Here is a 16353-nt window from a genome sequence, read left to right on the forward strand (position 1 = left end):
GTGTTGCAAAAAGCTGGCGTCAGTATACCGACGGCATGTGGTGGCGAATAGCTATATAAGCAGGTATGGCGGGTTTTCCCGACAGACGAGCGATCAGGCCGACCGGAACTGTGTTGCAAGCGTCCGTTTGAGCAGGCTGCGATCGTACTTGCCATTCGCATTGCGCGGGATTGCGGGATACCAGAGCCAGGCCTGTGGCTGCATGTAACCGGGCAGCCGGGCCTTGATCCAGTGCTGCAGCTCTGGCAGTCGCTGCGGGTCGCCGGTCAGAATGGCGATTGGCGCTTCGCCGAGAGCAGGGTGTTCGGCAGCCGTCACCACCGCTTCATCGACCAGTCCGCTGGCGAGGATCTGTTGTTCGATCTCATCGGGTGAAATTCGATAGCCCGAGCATTTGATCTGCTCGTCACGTCGGCCTACGAAGAACATGAAGCCGTCATCATCGCGATAGACCCGGTCCCCGGACCAGACTGCTACCGCGTCGGCCGCCGGCCTGCCGGGACCTTGCGGAAGCGGCCGAAACCGCTCGCGGGTGCGTTCAGGGTCGGCCCAGTAACCCGATGCCACCAGGCTACCGCGGTGCACCAGCTCGCCTTCCTCAAAGGCATCGCACACCGAGCCGTCCTCGCGCACGACAAGCACGTCTGCATTGGGAATGGGAATGCCGATCGAACCCGGTTTGCGCTCCAGCCACGCCGGCGGCACCCACGTGGAGCGAAAGGCCTCCGTGAGGCCGTACATGAGATACGGTTCGGCCTGCGGCTGACGTGTCCGGAGTCGGTTCAGCGTGTCGTCGGGCAGCCGGCCGCCGGAGTTGGTGAAATAGCGCAGGCAGCGGGCATCGTCGGGCCAGTCGACCGCCGCCAGTTGATGCCACAGGGGTGGGACGCCGGCGAGACCGGTGACCTGATAGCGGGCCACGGCGCGGACGACGTCACGTGGCAACAGGTACTCGCACAGTACCACGCTCGCACCTACGTGAAACGCCGTCGTCAACTGCGACAGGCCGTAGTCGAAAGACAGTGGCAGCACCGCCAGAAGGCGGTCTTGCGGCTCATTGCGCAGGTAGTCGGCCACGCTTTCGGCGCCGCACAGCAAATTGCGCTGGGTCAGCATGACACCCTTGGGCAAGCCGGTGCTGCCTGAGGTATAGAGCAGTGCGGCGAGGTCGGTATCGATGTTCTGCGCTGGCGTCGGCGTCCGTCGCGTCAATGCTCCCCATTGCCAGTGTTGAACTGACAACTCCGCGGGACCGTCAGTCAGAATCGCGCCGCGCAGGGACGTGATTCCGTGCAGCTCGCGGTCAAGCTGGCGGGCGCGCTGTGCGCTGGTCACCAGCAGGCTGGTGCCCGCGTTCGCCAGAATGTGCGCCACCTGCTCAGGCTTGAGCTGAGGATTGATCGGGATGAACACCGCATCGGCGCGATTGCAGGCGAACAGTGAGATGACCGTCTCGAACTGCTTGGGCAGATACACCGCGACGCGTTCACCGCGCTCGAGTCCTAGTGCCTGCAACGACCCGGCCAGCGCTTCGATATGCGCCCAGAGCTGCGAGTAGGTCAGCACTTCGTCGCGCCAGAGCAGGGCCTGCGCATCAGGGTTACGTTTTGCCGCGCGCTCGATCAGCTGATACAGCCGGTAGGGCATGCTCAGTCGCCGCGGTAGATGCACCCGCTGGTGCAGGTCTCGCGGATGGTGACCTGACAAAGCTCGGGCAGCAGAGGCTTGAGCTCGACCCAGATCCACCGCGCCAGCACTTCGCTGGTGGGGTTTTCCAGGCCTGGAATGTCGTTGAGATAGTTGTGATCGAGCTGATCATAGATCGGCTTGAAGATGGCTTTAAGCTCGGAGAAGTCGCGGATCCAGCCTGTATGCGGGTTCACCTCGCCGGCGATGTGGATGGCAACCATGAACGAGTGACCGTGCAGGCGCCCGCATTTGTGGCCTTCCGGAACATGCGGCAGACGATGAGCTGCCTCGAAAGTGAATTCCTTGAAGATCTCCACGCTGGACCACCTAATCTGAAAAAAGCGCAGTGTACCTGATCCGTGCGCGCTGCGAAGGGTGGCGTTGTGCTCCGGATACTCGGTCTGCCTACCAGTCCCGCTGCATGTTCTTGACCGAGATCTGCTCGTTCAGCGTCCAGTAGTCGTAGAGCACGCCGATCAGGAACAGGCCGCCGGTGCAGAAGTAGATGATCGCCGTGATCCACTTGCCCATATACAGACGATGCGCGCCGAAGATGCCGAGGAAGGTCAGCAATACCCAGCACAGGTTGAAATTGGTCCGCCCGCTGCGGAATCGCAGGTCCGCCTTGCGGTCCATTGCCGGAATCAGGAACAGATCGATGATCCAGCCGATGAAGAACAGGCCGAGGGTGAAAAACCACAGGGTCCCCGTCCAGGGCTTTCCGTAGTAGAAACGGTGCGCACCCATGAAGCCGAAAATCCAGAGCAGATAGCCGATTCCCTTGCTGTGCGTGTCCGAGTAGGCCATGGGCTCAATCCTCTATAGCGCTGAGTGGTTATGCAATACTGGGCTAGACCTTAAATGATTTTCGGAGTGAGTGCATGGCGGGAATGCAAAATCAGCGCTGGCTGCGTCAGGCCAGGGAGCAGGCAAGTCGTCTGGTCGGCACTCATCTGCGCGTTGGCGTGACAGGGCTGAGCGCAGCCGGCAAGACCACCTTCATCACCAGCCTGATCAATCAGCTTGAAAACCATCGCCGCGGCCTGCTGGCCCGGCGGCCTCCGTTTGACCGGCTGGAGTCGGTCCGCTGGCTGAAGGACGGCATCGAGCAGCCGTTCGGCTATATCGAGTCGCTTGCGGCGCTGGCGTCCGACCCGGCGAAATGGCCTGACTCGACCACCGACCTGTCGCGGGTGGTGATCGACCTGCGCTTCCGGCCCCAGGGCCTGCTGGGCAAGGTGCAGGGAGCCCGTTCGCTGCGCCTGGAGATACTCGATTACCCAGGCGAGTGGTTGCTCGATCTGCCGCTGTTGCGTCTGGACTACGGCCAATGGTGCGAACAGATGCGCGCCTGGCTGGACGCCGAACCGCGCCGAACCCTGGCAGGCCCACTACGCGAGCGCCTGTTGGCCATCGATCCGGCACAACCCCATGATCAGCAGGAGCTGGACGAACTTGTTGTCCAATGGACCGATTTCCTCAAGCGCTGCCGTACCGAGGCGGGCCTGTCACGCAATCAGCCCGGTCGCTTCCTGCTGCCCGGTAGCGGCGTTTCCGCAGAGATGCTGGCGTTCGTACCTTTACTGTCGGGCAACCGACACGCCGGTGGAGAGGCGGGCAGCTGGTGGGCACAGTGCGATGCGCGTTTTCGCTATTACCGGGACTATCTGGTCAAGGGTTTCTTCGATGAACACTTCAGTCGTCTGGACCGGCAGGTACTGCTGGTCGACATGCTGGCTCCGATGGATGCGGGTCAGCCGGCGCTGACCGATCTGAAGTCCGCACTCGAGGCGGTCATGGAAAGCTTTCGTTACGGCCCGAGCAGCTTTTTCGAAAGGCTGTTCAAGCCGCGCATCAACCGCCTGGCGATCTGCGCCACCAAGGTGGATCAGGTTACGCCTGACCAACAACGCGCCGTACAGCAGTGCCTGGAAGACCTGATCACCGACAGCCTGTCCGAGGTACGACACGGCGGCGTGACCGTGCGGGGGCTGCCGTTGTCGGCCGTGCGCGCAACGCGCCAGGAGGGTGATGCGTTGGTTGCGGGGCTGGTAGGCCAGCAGGGCTGGGTGCGCTACCAGCCCGGCAGCATTCCCGAGCACCTGCCACTGGATCTGACGGTCAATGGCCCCGAACTGCTTCGGCTGCGCCCGCCACCAGGACTGCACCGCAGTGAGCCGTTTCCGCACTATCGTATGGACGACGTGCTGGCGTGGATGCTGGAGGGCCGCTCGTTATGAAGGACCCGGGCAAGACACGTATCCTGGAAACCTGGGAGCCGACTGTCGCGAGCGAGCCGGATATCACCCGTGTTCTCGGCGAAGCGACCCTGTCGCCGCGCGAGCAGGAGCTGGCAGAGCAATTGCCGCTGCCCGGCAGTCTGAATGCCCCACCGTTGACGCGCTGGCCGCAGCGTCTGGGGCGGCTGGCGCTGGCAGCGGTATTTGGCGGTGCGACGTATGAGTGGGCGCAATGGACGGTCAGCGCCTGGCATTGGCAGCCCGTGGCCGGCGTATTGCTCGGCGGTATCGGGGCGGCGCTGGTGTGCAGTGGCCTACTGGCGTGGCGCGATATACGTCGGCAGCGCACCCGCTTGAATGAACTGGAACAGCTTCGGCTGGAGATGCAGCGTGCGTTGGCTGACAACGAGCGCCTCAGCGTCGACTGGCTGGAGCGACTCCAGGCGCTGTACCGTGACACGCCACTGGCCGGTCGGTTACGCGCCGTATGCAAGGAGCTGGACGGGTCACACAGCGCCGAAGAAGTCGCCCGACGACTCAATCTGCTGTTCTACAAGCCGCTGGACGAACAGGCCCGACGGATGATCCGGCGTGACGCCATAGGCACCGGCATGCTGGTCGCGACCAGCCCCTGGGTGGCAGTGGACCTGATGCTGGTGGTCTGGCGCAACATCCGCATGATGCAGAAGGTCGCCGTGTGCTTTGGCTTGCCGATCGGACAGCTGGGTCGCTGGCGGCTGGCGCGGCATGTGTTGCGCAACATCGCGCTGGCCGGCGGTACCGAGATGGCCATCGGAGCGCTGAGTGACAGCCTGCTTTCAGGATTGATGGAAAAGCTCGCGGCGCGGATCGGGCAAGGCGTGGGCATCAGTCTGTACAGCTCGCGACTGGGTCATTTCACCCTTGATCTTTGCCGGGCCGTGCCGATAACCGACAGGGAAATGCTGGTGGAAGACAATCGCGGCATTGTTAAGGGTCTGAAGGAGCGGCTGGGCAGAGGCAGGGATGAAGAACAGGTATAAGTCCCGGCCGCGCTGGTTGATCGAGCGCTGGGTCAAGGCTCGCACCGACGATCTGGCCGAATACTGGAGCACGCTGCGCAAGCAGCTGGTGCCCGCCGACTGGCCAACCCGCTGTGCGCGCATGCGCAGCGTTGCCGATGCCAACTTCAGCGACTGGACGCCAGCGCCTGGCTCAAGCAGCGCAGAGTTGCTACTGGTTCTTCGCGCCTTGCCGCTGCAAGAGCGCCGCTGGCTCGCCGTCCTGGTCGATGCCCCGGCTGCGGGCGCTGAGACCCTGGTCGAGGCGATCGAGCGCCTGCAGCTTGACTGGCGTGCCCGGCTGGATCCGCTGCACACGCACCGTCAGTATGCGCAGCAGCTGTCGACGCTGGCCCAGGAGCTGGGGCTGCCCAGCGCGGCCCCGGCGGCCTATATCGAGAACGAGCGCAAGATCATGCCGCGCATTGACGAGCTGTTGTTCGAATCACTGCCGATGCGTTTGCGCACGGTGATGGCCAATGACATGGCGCCTGGCCAGGGCGGGTATCTGCGATGGTGGTATGAACGCCTGCTTGCGTACGGCGGAGCCCAGCAGATGGGGCACGGCGGGGCAGGCGAAAATGACTGGCCCGATATACCCGCTGCATGGCTCGCGTTCGGCTGGATAGCGCTTTTGCGGGCACATGATGGCGAAAGAATGGCGCCTGGAAAATGACTGATCATTCCGTGACGCTATGATACTCTTCGCGCCTTTGCGACCACGGTACCGCCAGCCTACCATCGGCTGATGTTTATTACAGGGATTGCCAGAGCATGACATTCGCAGAGCTACTCGCTGAACTCGCCGCTTCCGATAATCAGGTTACCGTGCCGCCCGGCTGGGCTCAGGGTCGCGCCGGTTACGGCGGCCTGATCGCCGCGCTGGTCTACGAGGGGATGCGGCAGAAGGTCGCCGCCGGTCGACCGGTGCGTTCGCTGGCCATCACCTTCGTCGGCCCGGTGGCGCCCGGCGAGCCGATGCAGGTGGAAGCTGAAGTGCTGCGCGAAGGCAAGGCCGTGACCCAGATGTTCGGTCGCGCAGTCCAGGGCGGGCAAACCATGTGCATCATCCAGGGCAGCTTCGGTGCCTCGCGCGAATCGGTAGTCAACGTTCAAGCCGAACCCGCTCCGCATGCCCGGCCCGCGCATGATTGCGTGGAGATGCCGTACAGAGAAGGCGTCAACCCGAGCTTCATCCGCCATTTCTCCGTGCGCTGGGCGTTCGGCGATCTGCCGTTCAGCGGCAGTCGCAAGCGCGAGATGGGCGGTTGGATGCGCTTCAAGGAAGACGAGGGTGAAATCGGTGCGGCGCATCTGCTCGGTCTCGTGGACGTCTGGCCGCCGGCGGTACTGCCGCACCTTACCTCCAAGGCGCCGGCCAGTTCGCTGACCTGGACCATCGAATTCGTCCAGCCGCAGCCTGCCATCGGCAATAACGACTGGCTGTTGTATCGCGCCGATATCGAACACGCCCGTGACGGCTACGGCCATGCTGCGGCAATGGTCTGGACGCCGGACGGTGAATTGGTCGCCATCAGTCGACAGACCGTTACGGTCTTCGGATAGGCGTTCACTACGTGCTGACGCCCCGTCGTCCCTATCCTGGTGGAATCCTGTACGCATCCGCCGGTTTGCTCGCGCTGATCGCGATCTCGTTGCCTTTCATCCCGCCGGTATACATACCGGCCATGGCGGTCCTGGCACTGGCTTGCCTGGCGCTCCTGATGGTGTCTATGCGCCGCGCCATCCGCGCCAGAGAATGCACTATCGCCACGATGCGCGACGACGCGGCGCGGGTGATGCGGCGCAATGTCCAGGTGCTCGGCAATATTCAGGACGTCATCTACCGGACCGACCTTGAAGGCCGGATCGCCTACATCAACCCGGCCTGGCAGGACCTCACCGACATTCCGCCAACCGAGGTGCTCGGTCGCAACCTGCTCGACTACATCCGCTCGGGCAGTGGATCCGAGCTGGAAGACTTCTTTGCGCGGGTGCGCGACGGTGATAGCGAGGCGCTGCAAGCCACGGTAAAGGTGCTTTCGCAAACCGGACGCTATCGCTGGGCAACGCTCACTGCCAAACGCTTCACCACGCTGGAGACCGGCAGCGCGGTCATCGGCACCTTGCACGATACACACGGCGATCAGCAGCAGGCACGTTTGCAGGCTGCCCGAACCAGCGTGCTCGACGGGCTGCTGAGCCACACCAGCCTTGACGCTCTGCTCGATCGTATCGCCGGCGAGTGGGAAACCTTCCAGCCTGGCCACCGTGTAACCATCCTGCTTATGCAGCCGGATGGATCCTTGGTGGTAGCCGCAGCGCCAAGCTTCGGTGCAGATTACCGCCAGCGGCTCACAGGTCTGGTCCCCGGACCCTCGGTGGGCAGCTGTGGCGCCGCGATTCACCGAGGTGAGCCGGTGTATGTCGCTGACGCAGCCAGCGACCCGCTGTGGGCCGACTTTCGGGATATCGTCGCGCAATGGAACATTCGCTCGAGCTGGTCGGTGCCGTTCAAGGATGAACACGGGGCAGCGCTCGGTACCTTTGCCGTATACGGTGACCGTGACGGCCTGCCGGATACTCGAGAAATCGCGGCACTGGGGGAGTTCAGCCGGTTGGTGGCGCTGGTAGTGCAGAAGTCCCGGCTGGCTGCGGAGCGAAAATCATCGGAAAAGCGCTTCCAGGCGATCTTCGAGTATGCGGCGATCTGCATCAGCCTGATCACGCCCGACGGCAAACTGCTCAGCGGCAATCCGCGTTTTTATGAACGCACAGGTCTTGCGCGCGGGGACGAGATAAGCTTTCAGGCCCGCGACCTGGTACATCCTGCCGATCTTCCAGCTCTTCAGGCCGGTCTCTGCAGTCTGCTCGCCGGTCAGGTGGCCAGCGTGGCGATGGAGGCGCGATACCGTGGCACGGAAGAGCCGTATAACTGGGTCAGGCTCACCGTTACGCTGGTACGAGATGATGCTGGCAACCCACTGTATTTCGTACTGTTCTCCGAGGAGATCGATGATCGGCGGCGCAGCGAGCAGGCACTTCGCGAAGCGGCTGCGGTGTTTGAAAGCAGCCGCGAGGGCATGCTGATCACCGACTCGGATTTCCGCATCGTCAACGTCAATCCGGCATTCGAGCGCATCACCGGCATGGGGCGGGAACAGGCCATCGGCCGCCGTCCGTTCGTGCGCGATCGCGTCCACGAACACCGCAACCTCATCCGCAATATCACCAATGCGTTGCGTGAGGACGGCTACTGGCAGGGCGAGGCGGTCCTGGATACCGAGCGCGAGCGGGGCGTGACATTGCTGGTGACGGCATCGGCCATTCGCGATGCCGACGACAAGGTCAGCCGCAATGTCATCATGTTCAGTGACATCAGCCGTTTGCGCCGTAGTCAGGAGCAGTTGCAGCAACTGACGCAGTACGACAGTCTCACCGGGCTGGCGAACCGGAATTTTGCCATGCAGCGCCTGGAAAGCGGACTGCAGATGGCGCAGGTGAACAGCAGCAGCATCGCCGCCCTGTTCATCGATCTCGACCGCTTCAAGGCGATCAACGACGGGCTGGGTCATGCAGCTGGCGATGCGGTGCTGCGTCAGGTGGCCGCGCGGCTGCTCGCCGTATGCGAGCCGGGCAACATACTCGCCCGGCTGGGCGGCGACGAATTCCTGCTGATCGCACAGGATCGTGATCGCGACGCCATTCAGCGTCTGGCGGAAAGTGCCTGTTCGACCATGCGCATGCCGATCGTTCTGGGTGACGGGCGCGAAGTCTACATCGGCGCCAGCGTCGGTTACGCCTGTTACCCCGAGGACGGCGACTGTTCGGCTGACCTGGTGCGTAACGCCGACGCCGCGATGGACAACGCGAAGGTCCTCGGTCGCGACCGCGTGTGCGGTTACTCGAGGGAAATGACCGAGGCCGCCAACGAACGCTTCGAGCTGGACCGGGCGCTGCGCAAGGCACTGGAGAACGACCAGCTCGAACTCTACTACCAGCCGCTGATTCAGGTCCGCACTCGGCGTGCGATCGGCGTGGAGGCGCTATTGCGCTGGCGCCACCCCGAGCGGGGAATGGTCAGTCCGGACGTGTTCATTCCGCTGGCCGAGCAGAATGGACTGATCGTACCCATCGGGCGTTGGGTGCTGAACGAGGCATGCCGCCAGGCCCGACTCTGGCAGCAGCAGGGGCTGGGGCTCGAGTCAGTCGCCGTCAACCTGTCGCCGCGTCAGTTCGTGCAGCAGGATGTGGTCGCGCTGGTCAGCTCCGCGCTGCGCGACAGCGGCCTGCCGGCGAGCATGCTGGAGCTGGAAATCACCGAAAGCGCGTTGATGACCAACGCCGAGCAGGGCGAGCAGACGCTGCATGAGCTGAAGAAGCTAGGGGTCGGCGTCGCCATCGACGACTTCGGCACCGGCTACTCCTCGCTCGCCTACCTGCGCCGATTCCCGCTGGACCGACTGAAGATCGACAAGAGCTTCCTGGCCGGGGTGCCCGAGCGCCTGGAGGACAACCAGCTGGTGACTACCATTCTGGACATGGCCGCGAACATGCAGCTGGATGTGGTCGCCGAAGGCGTGGAAAACGAAGCCCAGTGGCGGTTCCTGCAGAGCCGCGGCTGCAACGTCTGCCAGGGGTATCTGTTTGCCAGACCGATGCCGGCTGGTGAGCTGGCGGAGTGGCTGATCCAGCAGTAGTCGCTAGCGTGTCGCTACCAGGGTGGCGCGCAGCGGTGCCGGGTAGCCTTCACAGGTGCGCGTCGGGTCAGCGGGATCGAGAAAGTCCGGCAGCGATTGAAAGCGCATCCATTCGGTGCTGCGCTGTTCGTCGGTGCTGGTACGGCTCAGGTCAACGCAGCGCACTTCGCTGAAACCGGCCCTGCGCAGGAACAGCTCGAGCATCTTCACCGAAGGCAGGAACCAGACGTTGCGCATCTGGGCGTAGCGGTCCTCGGGCACCAGGCATGCCGTCTCATCGCCCTCGATCACCAGCGTTTCCATCACCAGTTCCCCGCCCGGCCGCAGGCATGCGCGCAGTTGCAGGAGATGATCAATGGGCGAGCGCCGGTGATAGAGCACGCCCATCGAGAACACGGTGTCGAATCCTTCGGTCGGCTCTGGCAGATCTTCCAGTGTGAATGGCAGTTGCCACACTGGCGCGTCCGGCAGATAGGTGCGCACCGCTTCGAACTGCGTCAGGAACAGCAGATTGGGGTCCACGCCGATGACCAGGCTGGCGCCTGCGGCCCACATGCGCCACATGTAGTAGCCGTTCCCGCAGCCTACATCCAGCACCCGCCGACCACGTAGATCGAGGTGCGGAGCGACGCGTTGCCACTTCCAGTCCGAGCGCCACTCGGTATCGATGTGCACGCCAAACAGCTCAAACGGCCCCTTGCGCCACGGGTGCAGGCCTCTCAGTGCCTGCTCCAGCTGCTCATGGCCGGTTTTGTCAAGATCGGCAGGCGAACCTATCCTGACGCCCTCGGAGAGATCGGCAGTCGTGTGAAGAGCCGGCAGATCCGCCAGGCAGGCCTGCCACCGCGGCAGGTCGCCGTGGCGCTCGGCGATCGCCAGTCTCTGTCGCAGTGCAGCGGGCAGCGGGTCAAGCCAATGGGCCAGGGGGGAATCGCGCAGCTGGTCGAATAGTGGGCTGTAGTCAATCACGGGTAGGCAATCATCGAGCAGAAGTTGAGGCATTGAAACCAGGTATGCGCATGGCTGAAGCCGGCAGCGCTGAGCCGTTGTGTGTGCGTTTCGAGCGTATCGGGGATCATCACGTTCTCGATCGCGCTGCGCTTCTGTGCGATTTCCAGCTCGCTGTAGCCGTTCGCCCGCTTGAAGGCGTAGTGAAGCTGTTCAAGGCAATGCTGCGTCGCGTCGTCGGTAAACTGCAACTTTTCCGACAGGATCATCACGCCGCCGGGCAGCAGCGCCTCTCGGATGCGCGTCAGTAATGCCAGGCGCTCGGCAGGGGCCACGAACTGCAGGGTGAAGTTCAGCACCACCACCGAGCACGGCGCCAGTTCCAGGCGGGTGATATCGGCCTCGACCACTTCGACGGGGCAGGGCTCCTCGACCATCGCATCCTGCGCAACCATGTACTCCCGGCAGCGTTCGACCATTGCCGAGGCATTGTCGACAGCCGTGATGCGGCATCCTTCCGCGCGTACATGGCGCCGCATGGACTGAGTCGCTGCGCCTAGCGAGCAGCCCAGATCATACAGGCGAGTCCCGCTGGTGGCATGCTGACCGGCGATCAGCCCGATGCTTTCGACAATCGTGGGGTAGCCCGGTACCGAACGCTTGATCATGTCCGGGAATACGCGCGCAACGTCGTGATCGAAAACGAAATCCGCCACCTGGCTTTTGCGGGTGGAGAACAGATTGTCGGTGTGGGTCATGGCGGGCGCTCGCAAACAGGCAAAGCGCGATTCTACCGCAAGCTACCGTCCGTGACAGGGCACTTGAACGGCCGGCTCGCTAGCGGCAAGATGTACGCCGTGTGTCATGAATACGTCCAACAGCGCGAGGTGAATGTGCTTTTGCAGCTTTTTTTGACGTCTGACGCAGATCTGTTCAAAATTTGAACCGCTCGATGGCATAATGATATTAATTTGCTCCTCCCGCCCATGCCAACGCAGGATTCCCGCTGCGGGGATGCAACGGATAGCATCGATGAACGAGGGCGTGCGCCTGTCGTTCGCATGAATGAGGATATGGTATGGCTGTGAAACGCCAGATTGTCTGGGGCGTCGCATCATTGGCGACGTTGTACATCGGCGTCGCCAATGCGCTGGGTCTGGGTGAGTTGAAGCTGGACTCGGCGCTTAACCAGCCTCTTGATGCCACCATATTCCTGCAGGGCGGCGGTGATGTGGACCCGTCCGACATCCGGGTAAGCCTCGCGGACGCGGCTGCCTTTCGCAATGCGGGCCTCGAGCGGCCGCATTTTCTCACCGAGCTGCGCTTCACTCCGACCATGGAAAACAACCAGCTGGTTGTGCGCGTACAATCGCCCGGCCCGGTACGCGAGCCGTATCTGAACTTCCTCGTCGAACTGCGTCGACCGAACGGTCGTCTGCTGCGCGAGTACACTCTGCTCCTAGACCCGCCACTGTACCAGCCGCCGAGTGCGCCGCAGCCGCGTTCGTTTCCAGCGCCTGCCGGCAACCCGGTGCAGCAGGGGCGAGCCGTAGACGCAGCGCCGCGGGCGCCTGCCGCGCCACGCCCGGCAGCGGCGCCTGCTGCGCTGCCTGACCTCGCTCCTGCTGCCGGCGCGCGGCAGTACCGTACCGCTGCAGGGGACAGTTTGTGGGGGATCGCCTCGCGGGCCCGGCCGGGTGAGTCTGTGTCAATCGAAGAAACCATGCTGGCGATCCGCGCGTTGAATCCTGATGCCTTCATCGACGGCGATCCAAGCCGCCTGCGCGTGGGTCAGGTGCTTACGCTGCCCACGGCGGAGCAGTTGGGCGCAGCGGGCGAGGCGCCAGTGCCCGAGACAGCCTCGGACGGATCGCTGTCACAGGAACGCGCCGCTGCGCCGCTGATCGCTCCGCGTCCCGCGGCAACTACCGACAGCCGTTCAGGAATGGACGCCCAGACCGGTTCCGCTGCAGCGGCTGGTAGCCGCTCCGAGCCAGCCGTCACTGACGCCGAGCCAACAGCGCGGCTGCGGATCGAAGAAGAGCAGCGCTCCGAGCGGGTCAGTGCAGATGCGGCGCTGTTGGCCGATCGGCTGCGCAGCCTGGAAGCCCGCTTCAATGTGATGCTGGACGAACTCGATGCACGTGATCGCCAGATTGCCAGTTTGCAGGCTGAGCTGGAGATCCTGCGGCAGGCGCAGCAGGCAGAGAGCGATCAGGGCGAAGGGAGCGCTGCATCCGCAGCCGGCCCTACATTGAGCGATGCACAGGACGCCGAGGGACCTGTTTCCACCACGGGCAGCGAAGAACCTGAGCCCGGCGCCGTGGACGCGGAAGTATTGCCCGCCGTAGCGGAAGCCCCCGAACCGGCCCAGCCGGCGGATGGCGAGGGGAGCACTGTGCCGGAGGCCCAGGAACAGGGCCTGATTTCACGCTGGTGGCCGGCTCTGCTTGCACTGCTGGCAGTTCTGCTGGGTCTGGTGTTCTTCGCCCGCAAGCGCGCTGACGATCAGGATGACCCCGAAGAGGAAGAACGGGTGATGCCCGCGCAGCCCACCCGGGTGGCACCTGAAGCCGCTGCGCCCCTGGCCGCAGCGATGGCCGCTGATTCGGCTACTCAGCGGCCGACGGCCGTGCGGGCCGCGCCCAAGCCCGTTGACCCACTGGATGGCGTCGAGCTGTACATCACTTATGGACGCTTTGCAGAGGCACGCGCCATGCTGGACAAGGCGATTGTCGAGCAACCCAACCGGCTGGATCTACGTTACAAGCAGCTGCGGGTTCTGGCGGAACTGGGTGAGTCCCGCGCTTTCACCGCGCAGGAACAGAACGTGCTGGCCCAGGGCGGCGATGCCGGCCGCATCGAGCAGATCAAGGCACGCTTCCCGGCCCTGTTCGCCGCCACGGACGCCGGGCTGGTGGAGCAGGTAGACCACGTCGAGCCAATGCTGGCCGAGGAGACCACACCGGAGGCGGACGAACAGGCCGAAAGAGAGCGGGCCGAAGACATCACCGCGACCCAGCTTAATCTGAACGACTTCACGCTGGATCCCGATTGGGATCTGATCGAGGGGCTGACGCCTTCTGCGCCGCGCAAGGATAACGAGACGGCATTCGGTGCAGCGGATGAGCGCTTTGAAAGCAGCCTGCACGAGTTCCCCGAGATCGAGGAGCTCGACGACGAGCACAACGAGCACTTTCCGGGGATGCGCAGGGACGACAAGCCCCGGTCCGAGGACAGGTAAGGCGGGACGAACGTAAGCAAGGCGACCGGATGGTCGCCTTGTTTGTTTTCTGATCAGGCAAACAGCCGCCTGGCGACATCCTTGTAGTGGCTGGCGAAATGCACCGTCATGCCATCGGTGAGGTAGTCCGGCAGCTCTTCGTAATCACCCCGGTTGGCTTCCGGCAGAATCAGCTCGAAGATCGACTGGCGTCGCGCGGCGATGACCTTCTCGCGTATGCCGCCAACCGGAAGGACCTGTCCGGTCAGGGTAATCTCTCCGGTCATGGCCAGGCCGGGGCGCGGCGCTTCGTTGCGAGCCAGCGACAAAAGAGCGCTGGTGATGGTCACGCCGGCGCTCGGCCCATCCTTCGGCGTCGCCCCTTCAGGCACGTGCAGATGCACGAAGGCTTCGTCGAAGAAGGTCTTGTCAGCCTTGTAGCGTTCGAGATTCGCGCACAGGTAACTGTAGGCAATTTCGGCCGACTCCTTCATCACGTCACCCAGCTTGCCGGTCAGCTTGAATCCCCGGTTCAGAGTATGGATCCGCGTTGCTTCCACGGGTAGCGTCGCGCCACCCATGGAGGTCCAGGCCAGCCCGGTAATGATGCCGGTTCCCTTTAACGTCTTTTCGACTCTGAACGCCGGGGTGCCAAGCAGCGGCTTGAGATTCTCGGGCTTGATGCTGATTTTCGCATCGCCTTGCTCAAGCAGCGTGACCACGGACTTGCGCACCAGCTTGGACAGCTGTTTTTCCAGATTCCGTACGCCGGCTTCACGAGCGTATCCCTCGATCACCTGCCGCATGGCCTTGTCGCTGATGCGCAACTGACCCTTGCGTACGCCGGCGCGCTCGAGCTGGCGAGGCCAGAGATGCTGCTTGGCGATCGCCATCTTTTCTTCGGTGATGTAGCCGGACAGACGGATTACATCCATGCGATCGAGCAACGGCCCGGGAATGCTGTCCAGCGTGTTGGCGGTACAGACGAAGAGTACCTTGGACAGGTCCAGGCGCAGGTCCAGATAATGATCGAGAAACTCGCTGTTCTGTTCCGGATCGAGCGTTTCCAGAAGCGCCGAGGCAGGATCCCCCTGATGACTGGCGCCGAGTTTGTCGATCTCGTCGAGCATGATGACCGGGTTCATTACCTTCACGTCCTTCAACGCCTGGACGAACTTGCCCGGCATCGCGCCGATGTAGGTGCGCCGATGACCCTTGATTTCCGCCTCGTCGCGCATGCCGCCAACGCTGAAGCGGTAAAACGGACGCCCGAGGCTTTCAGCGATCGAGTGTCCGATGCTGGTCTTGCCCACCCCGGGTGGGCCAACAAGCAGAATGATCGAGCCGGCTACCGAACCGCGATACGCCCCCACAGCCAGAAACTCGAGTATTCGCGCCTTGACGTCATCAAGTCCGCTATGGTCACGGTCCAGCACCTTGCGCGCGTGCGCGATGTCGAGCTTGTCCTTGTGGGTCACGCCCCAGGGCATGCTGGTGGCCCAGTCGAGGTAGTTTCGCGTGACCGCATACTCGGGTGAGCCGGTCTCCAGGACCGACAGCTTGTTGAGCTCTTCTTCGATCTTGTCACGCGCGGTATCAGGCAACGTTTTGCCTTCGAGGCGCTCACGAAACTGCTCGACATCGGCGGTTCTGTCGTCCTTGGACAGACCCAGCTCGCGCTGGATGATCTTGAGTTGCTCCTTGAGGAAGAACTTGCGCTGATGGTCGGAGATGGTCCGGTTCACCTCGGCGCTGATTTCGCCCTGCAGGCGGGCGACGTCGATCTCCTTTTTCAGAAGCACCAGGACCTTTTCCATGCGCCGCAGTATCGGCACCGTATCGAGTACGTCCTGCAGCTCGCCGGGCTTGGCTGAGGTCAGCGCTGCGGCAAAGTCCGAGAGCGGCGAGGGCTGGTTGGGGCTGAAGCGGTTCAGATAGTTCTTCAGCTCTTCGCTGTACAGCGGGTTGAGCGGCAGCAGTTCCTTGATGGCGTTGATCAGCGCCATGGCATAGGCCCGAACTTCATCGCGCTCGTCAGCCGGCGGTTCGGGGTATTCCACTTCCACCAGATAGGGCGGCTTGCGGCTGAGCCATTGAGTGATACGAACGCGAGTCAGCCCCTGGGCGATGAACTGGATCTTGCCGTCTTCCTTCACCGCGTGGTGGATTTTCACCGCGCAGCCGGTCTGCGGCAGGTCTTCGCTGTTCAGCAGACCGGTTTCGCCTGGGCTGCCATCCACGTAAAACAGCGACAGGGCATGGTGCGGCGTGTTCGACACGCGCTCGATGGTTTCCGCCCAGGGCGCTTCATTCACCACCACCGGCATAACCTGAGCGGGGAAGAACGGTCTGTTGTGTACCGGCAGCAGATACAGCTTGTCCGGCAGGCGCTGGTTGGGGATCACCAGTCCGGTACCGGGCTGGAAACCGGCTTCCTGATCCTGCTCTTCGATTACGTCGGGTTGCTGGTGCTCATGGTCGGTCATCTACGCTACCTGTTCAGCGATATGTAT

The 16353-nt window shown here is 63.1% G+C and carries 12 protein-coding genes; 6 read left to right on the forward strand and 6 right to left on the reverse strand.

The features are described 5' to 3' along the window. Positions 1-93 precede the first annotated feature (93 nt). The 3 genes from KEM63_RS07245 to KEM63_RS07255 all read right to left on the reverse strand — a co-directional run bounded on the left by KEM63_RS07245 (position 94) and on the right by KEM63_RS07255 (position 2496). Positions 94-1647, reverse strand: coding sequence for an acyl-CoA ligase (AMP-forming), exosortase A system-associated (locus tag KEM63_RS07245; RefSeq protein WP_223655519.1), 1554 nt, complete (start codon positions 1645-1647; stop codon positions 94-96). A 2-nt stretch (positions 1648-1649) separates the two neighbouring features. Next, on the reverse strand, positions 1650-2006 hold the full coding sequence (gene queD / locus KEM63_RS07250; RefSeq protein ID WP_223655520.1) for a 6-carboxytetrahydropterin synthase QueD: 357 nt from the start codon (positions 2004-2006) through the stop codon (positions 1650-1652). Between the two features lie 88 nt (positions 2007-2094). After that, positions 2095-2496 carry an NINE protein gene (locus tag KEM63_RS07255; protein WP_223655521.1) on the reverse strand — a complete coding sequence of 134 codons (402 nt, stop codon included), beginning with the start codon at positions 2494-2496 and terminating at the stop codon, positions 2095-2097. Between the two features lie 74 nt (positions 2497-2570). Here KEM63_RS07255 and KEM63_RS07260 point away from each other — a divergent pair, with 74 nt between their 5' ends. The 5 genes from KEM63_RS07260 (at position 2571) to KEM63_RS07280 (ending at position 9669) form a co-directional block, all read left to right on the forward strand. Next, positions 2571-3929, forward strand: a complete 1359-nt coding sequence (locus KEM63_RS07260) for a YcjX family protein (protein ID WP_223655522.1) — start codon at positions 2571-2573, stop codon at positions 3927-3929. Beyond that, positions 3926-4951, forward strand: coding sequence for a DUF697 domain-containing protein (locus tag KEM63_RS07265; RefSeq protein ID WP_223655523.1), 1026 nt, complete (start codon positions 3926-3928; stop codon positions 4949-4951). Before KEM63_RS07260 ends, KEM63_RS07265 begins: the two co-directional genes overlap by 4 nt. Beyond that, positions 4935-5645: a hypothetical protein gene (locus tag KEM63_RS07270; RefSeq protein ID WP_223655524.1), complete on the forward strand. Its 711-nt coding sequence runs from the start codon at positions 4935-4937 to the stop codon at positions 5643-5645. The genes KEM63_RS07265 and KEM63_RS07270 overlap by 17 nt, the downstream gene beginning before the upstream one ends. Before the next feature lie 98 nt (positions 5646-5743). Continuing rightward, positions 5744-6535 (forward strand): acyl-CoA thioesterase, encoded by a 792-nt coding sequence (locus tag KEM63_RS07275; RefSeq protein ID WP_223655525.1) that lies wholly within the window; start codon positions 5744-5746, stop codon positions 6533-6535. Between the two features lie 11 nt (positions 6536-6546). Next, a complete protein-coding gene (locus KEM63_RS07280; RefSeq protein ID WP_223655526.1) occupies positions 6547-9669 on the forward strand; it encodes a sensor domain-containing phosphodiesterase in 3123 nt (1040 codons plus the stop codon). Between the two features lie 3 nt (positions 9670-9672). On the opposite strand, the gene cmoB is transcribed toward KEM63_RS07280, so the two are convergent. Together cmoB and cmoA are read right to left on the reverse strand one after the other, a co-directional pair. Further along, positions 9673-10638: a tRNA 5-methoxyuridine(34)/uridine 5-oxyacetic acid(34) synthase CmoB gene (cmoB, locus tag KEM63_RS07285; protein WP_223655527.1), complete on the reverse strand. Its 966-nt coding sequence runs from the start codon at positions 10636-10638 to the stop codon at positions 9673-9675. Then, the gene (gene cmoA / locus KEM63_RS07290) at positions 10635-11375 is read right to left on the reverse strand and encodes a carboxy-S-adenosyl-L-methionine synthase CmoA (protein WP_223655528.1); all 741 of its coding nucleotides are present in this window, start codon (positions 11373-11375) and stop codon (positions 10635-10637) included. Before cmoA ends, cmoB begins: the two co-directional genes overlap by 4 nt. 320 nt (positions 11376-11695) lie before the next feature. On the opposite strand from cmoA, the gene KEM63_RS07295 reads away from it, so the two are divergent. Further along, positions 11696-13861, forward strand: coding sequence for a type IV pilus assembly protein FimV (locus tag KEM63_RS07295; protein WP_223655529.1), 2166 nt, complete (start codon positions 11696-11698; stop codon positions 13859-13861). Positions 13862-13914: 53 nt separating this feature from the next. Here KEM63_RS07295 and lon read toward each other — a convergent pair whose 3' ends face one another. After that, positions 13915-16326: an endopeptidase La gene (gene lon / locus KEM63_RS07300; protein ID WP_223655530.1), complete on the reverse strand. Its 2412-nt coding sequence runs from the start codon at positions 16324-16326 to the stop codon at positions 13915-13917. Positions 16327-16353 lie beyond the last annotated feature (27 nt).

The organism is Halopseudomonas nanhaiensis, assembly GCF_020025155.1.
GTDB lineage: Bacteria > Pseudomonadota > Gammaproteobacteria > Pseudomonadales > Pseudomonadaceae > Halopseudomonas > Halopseudomonas nanhaiensis.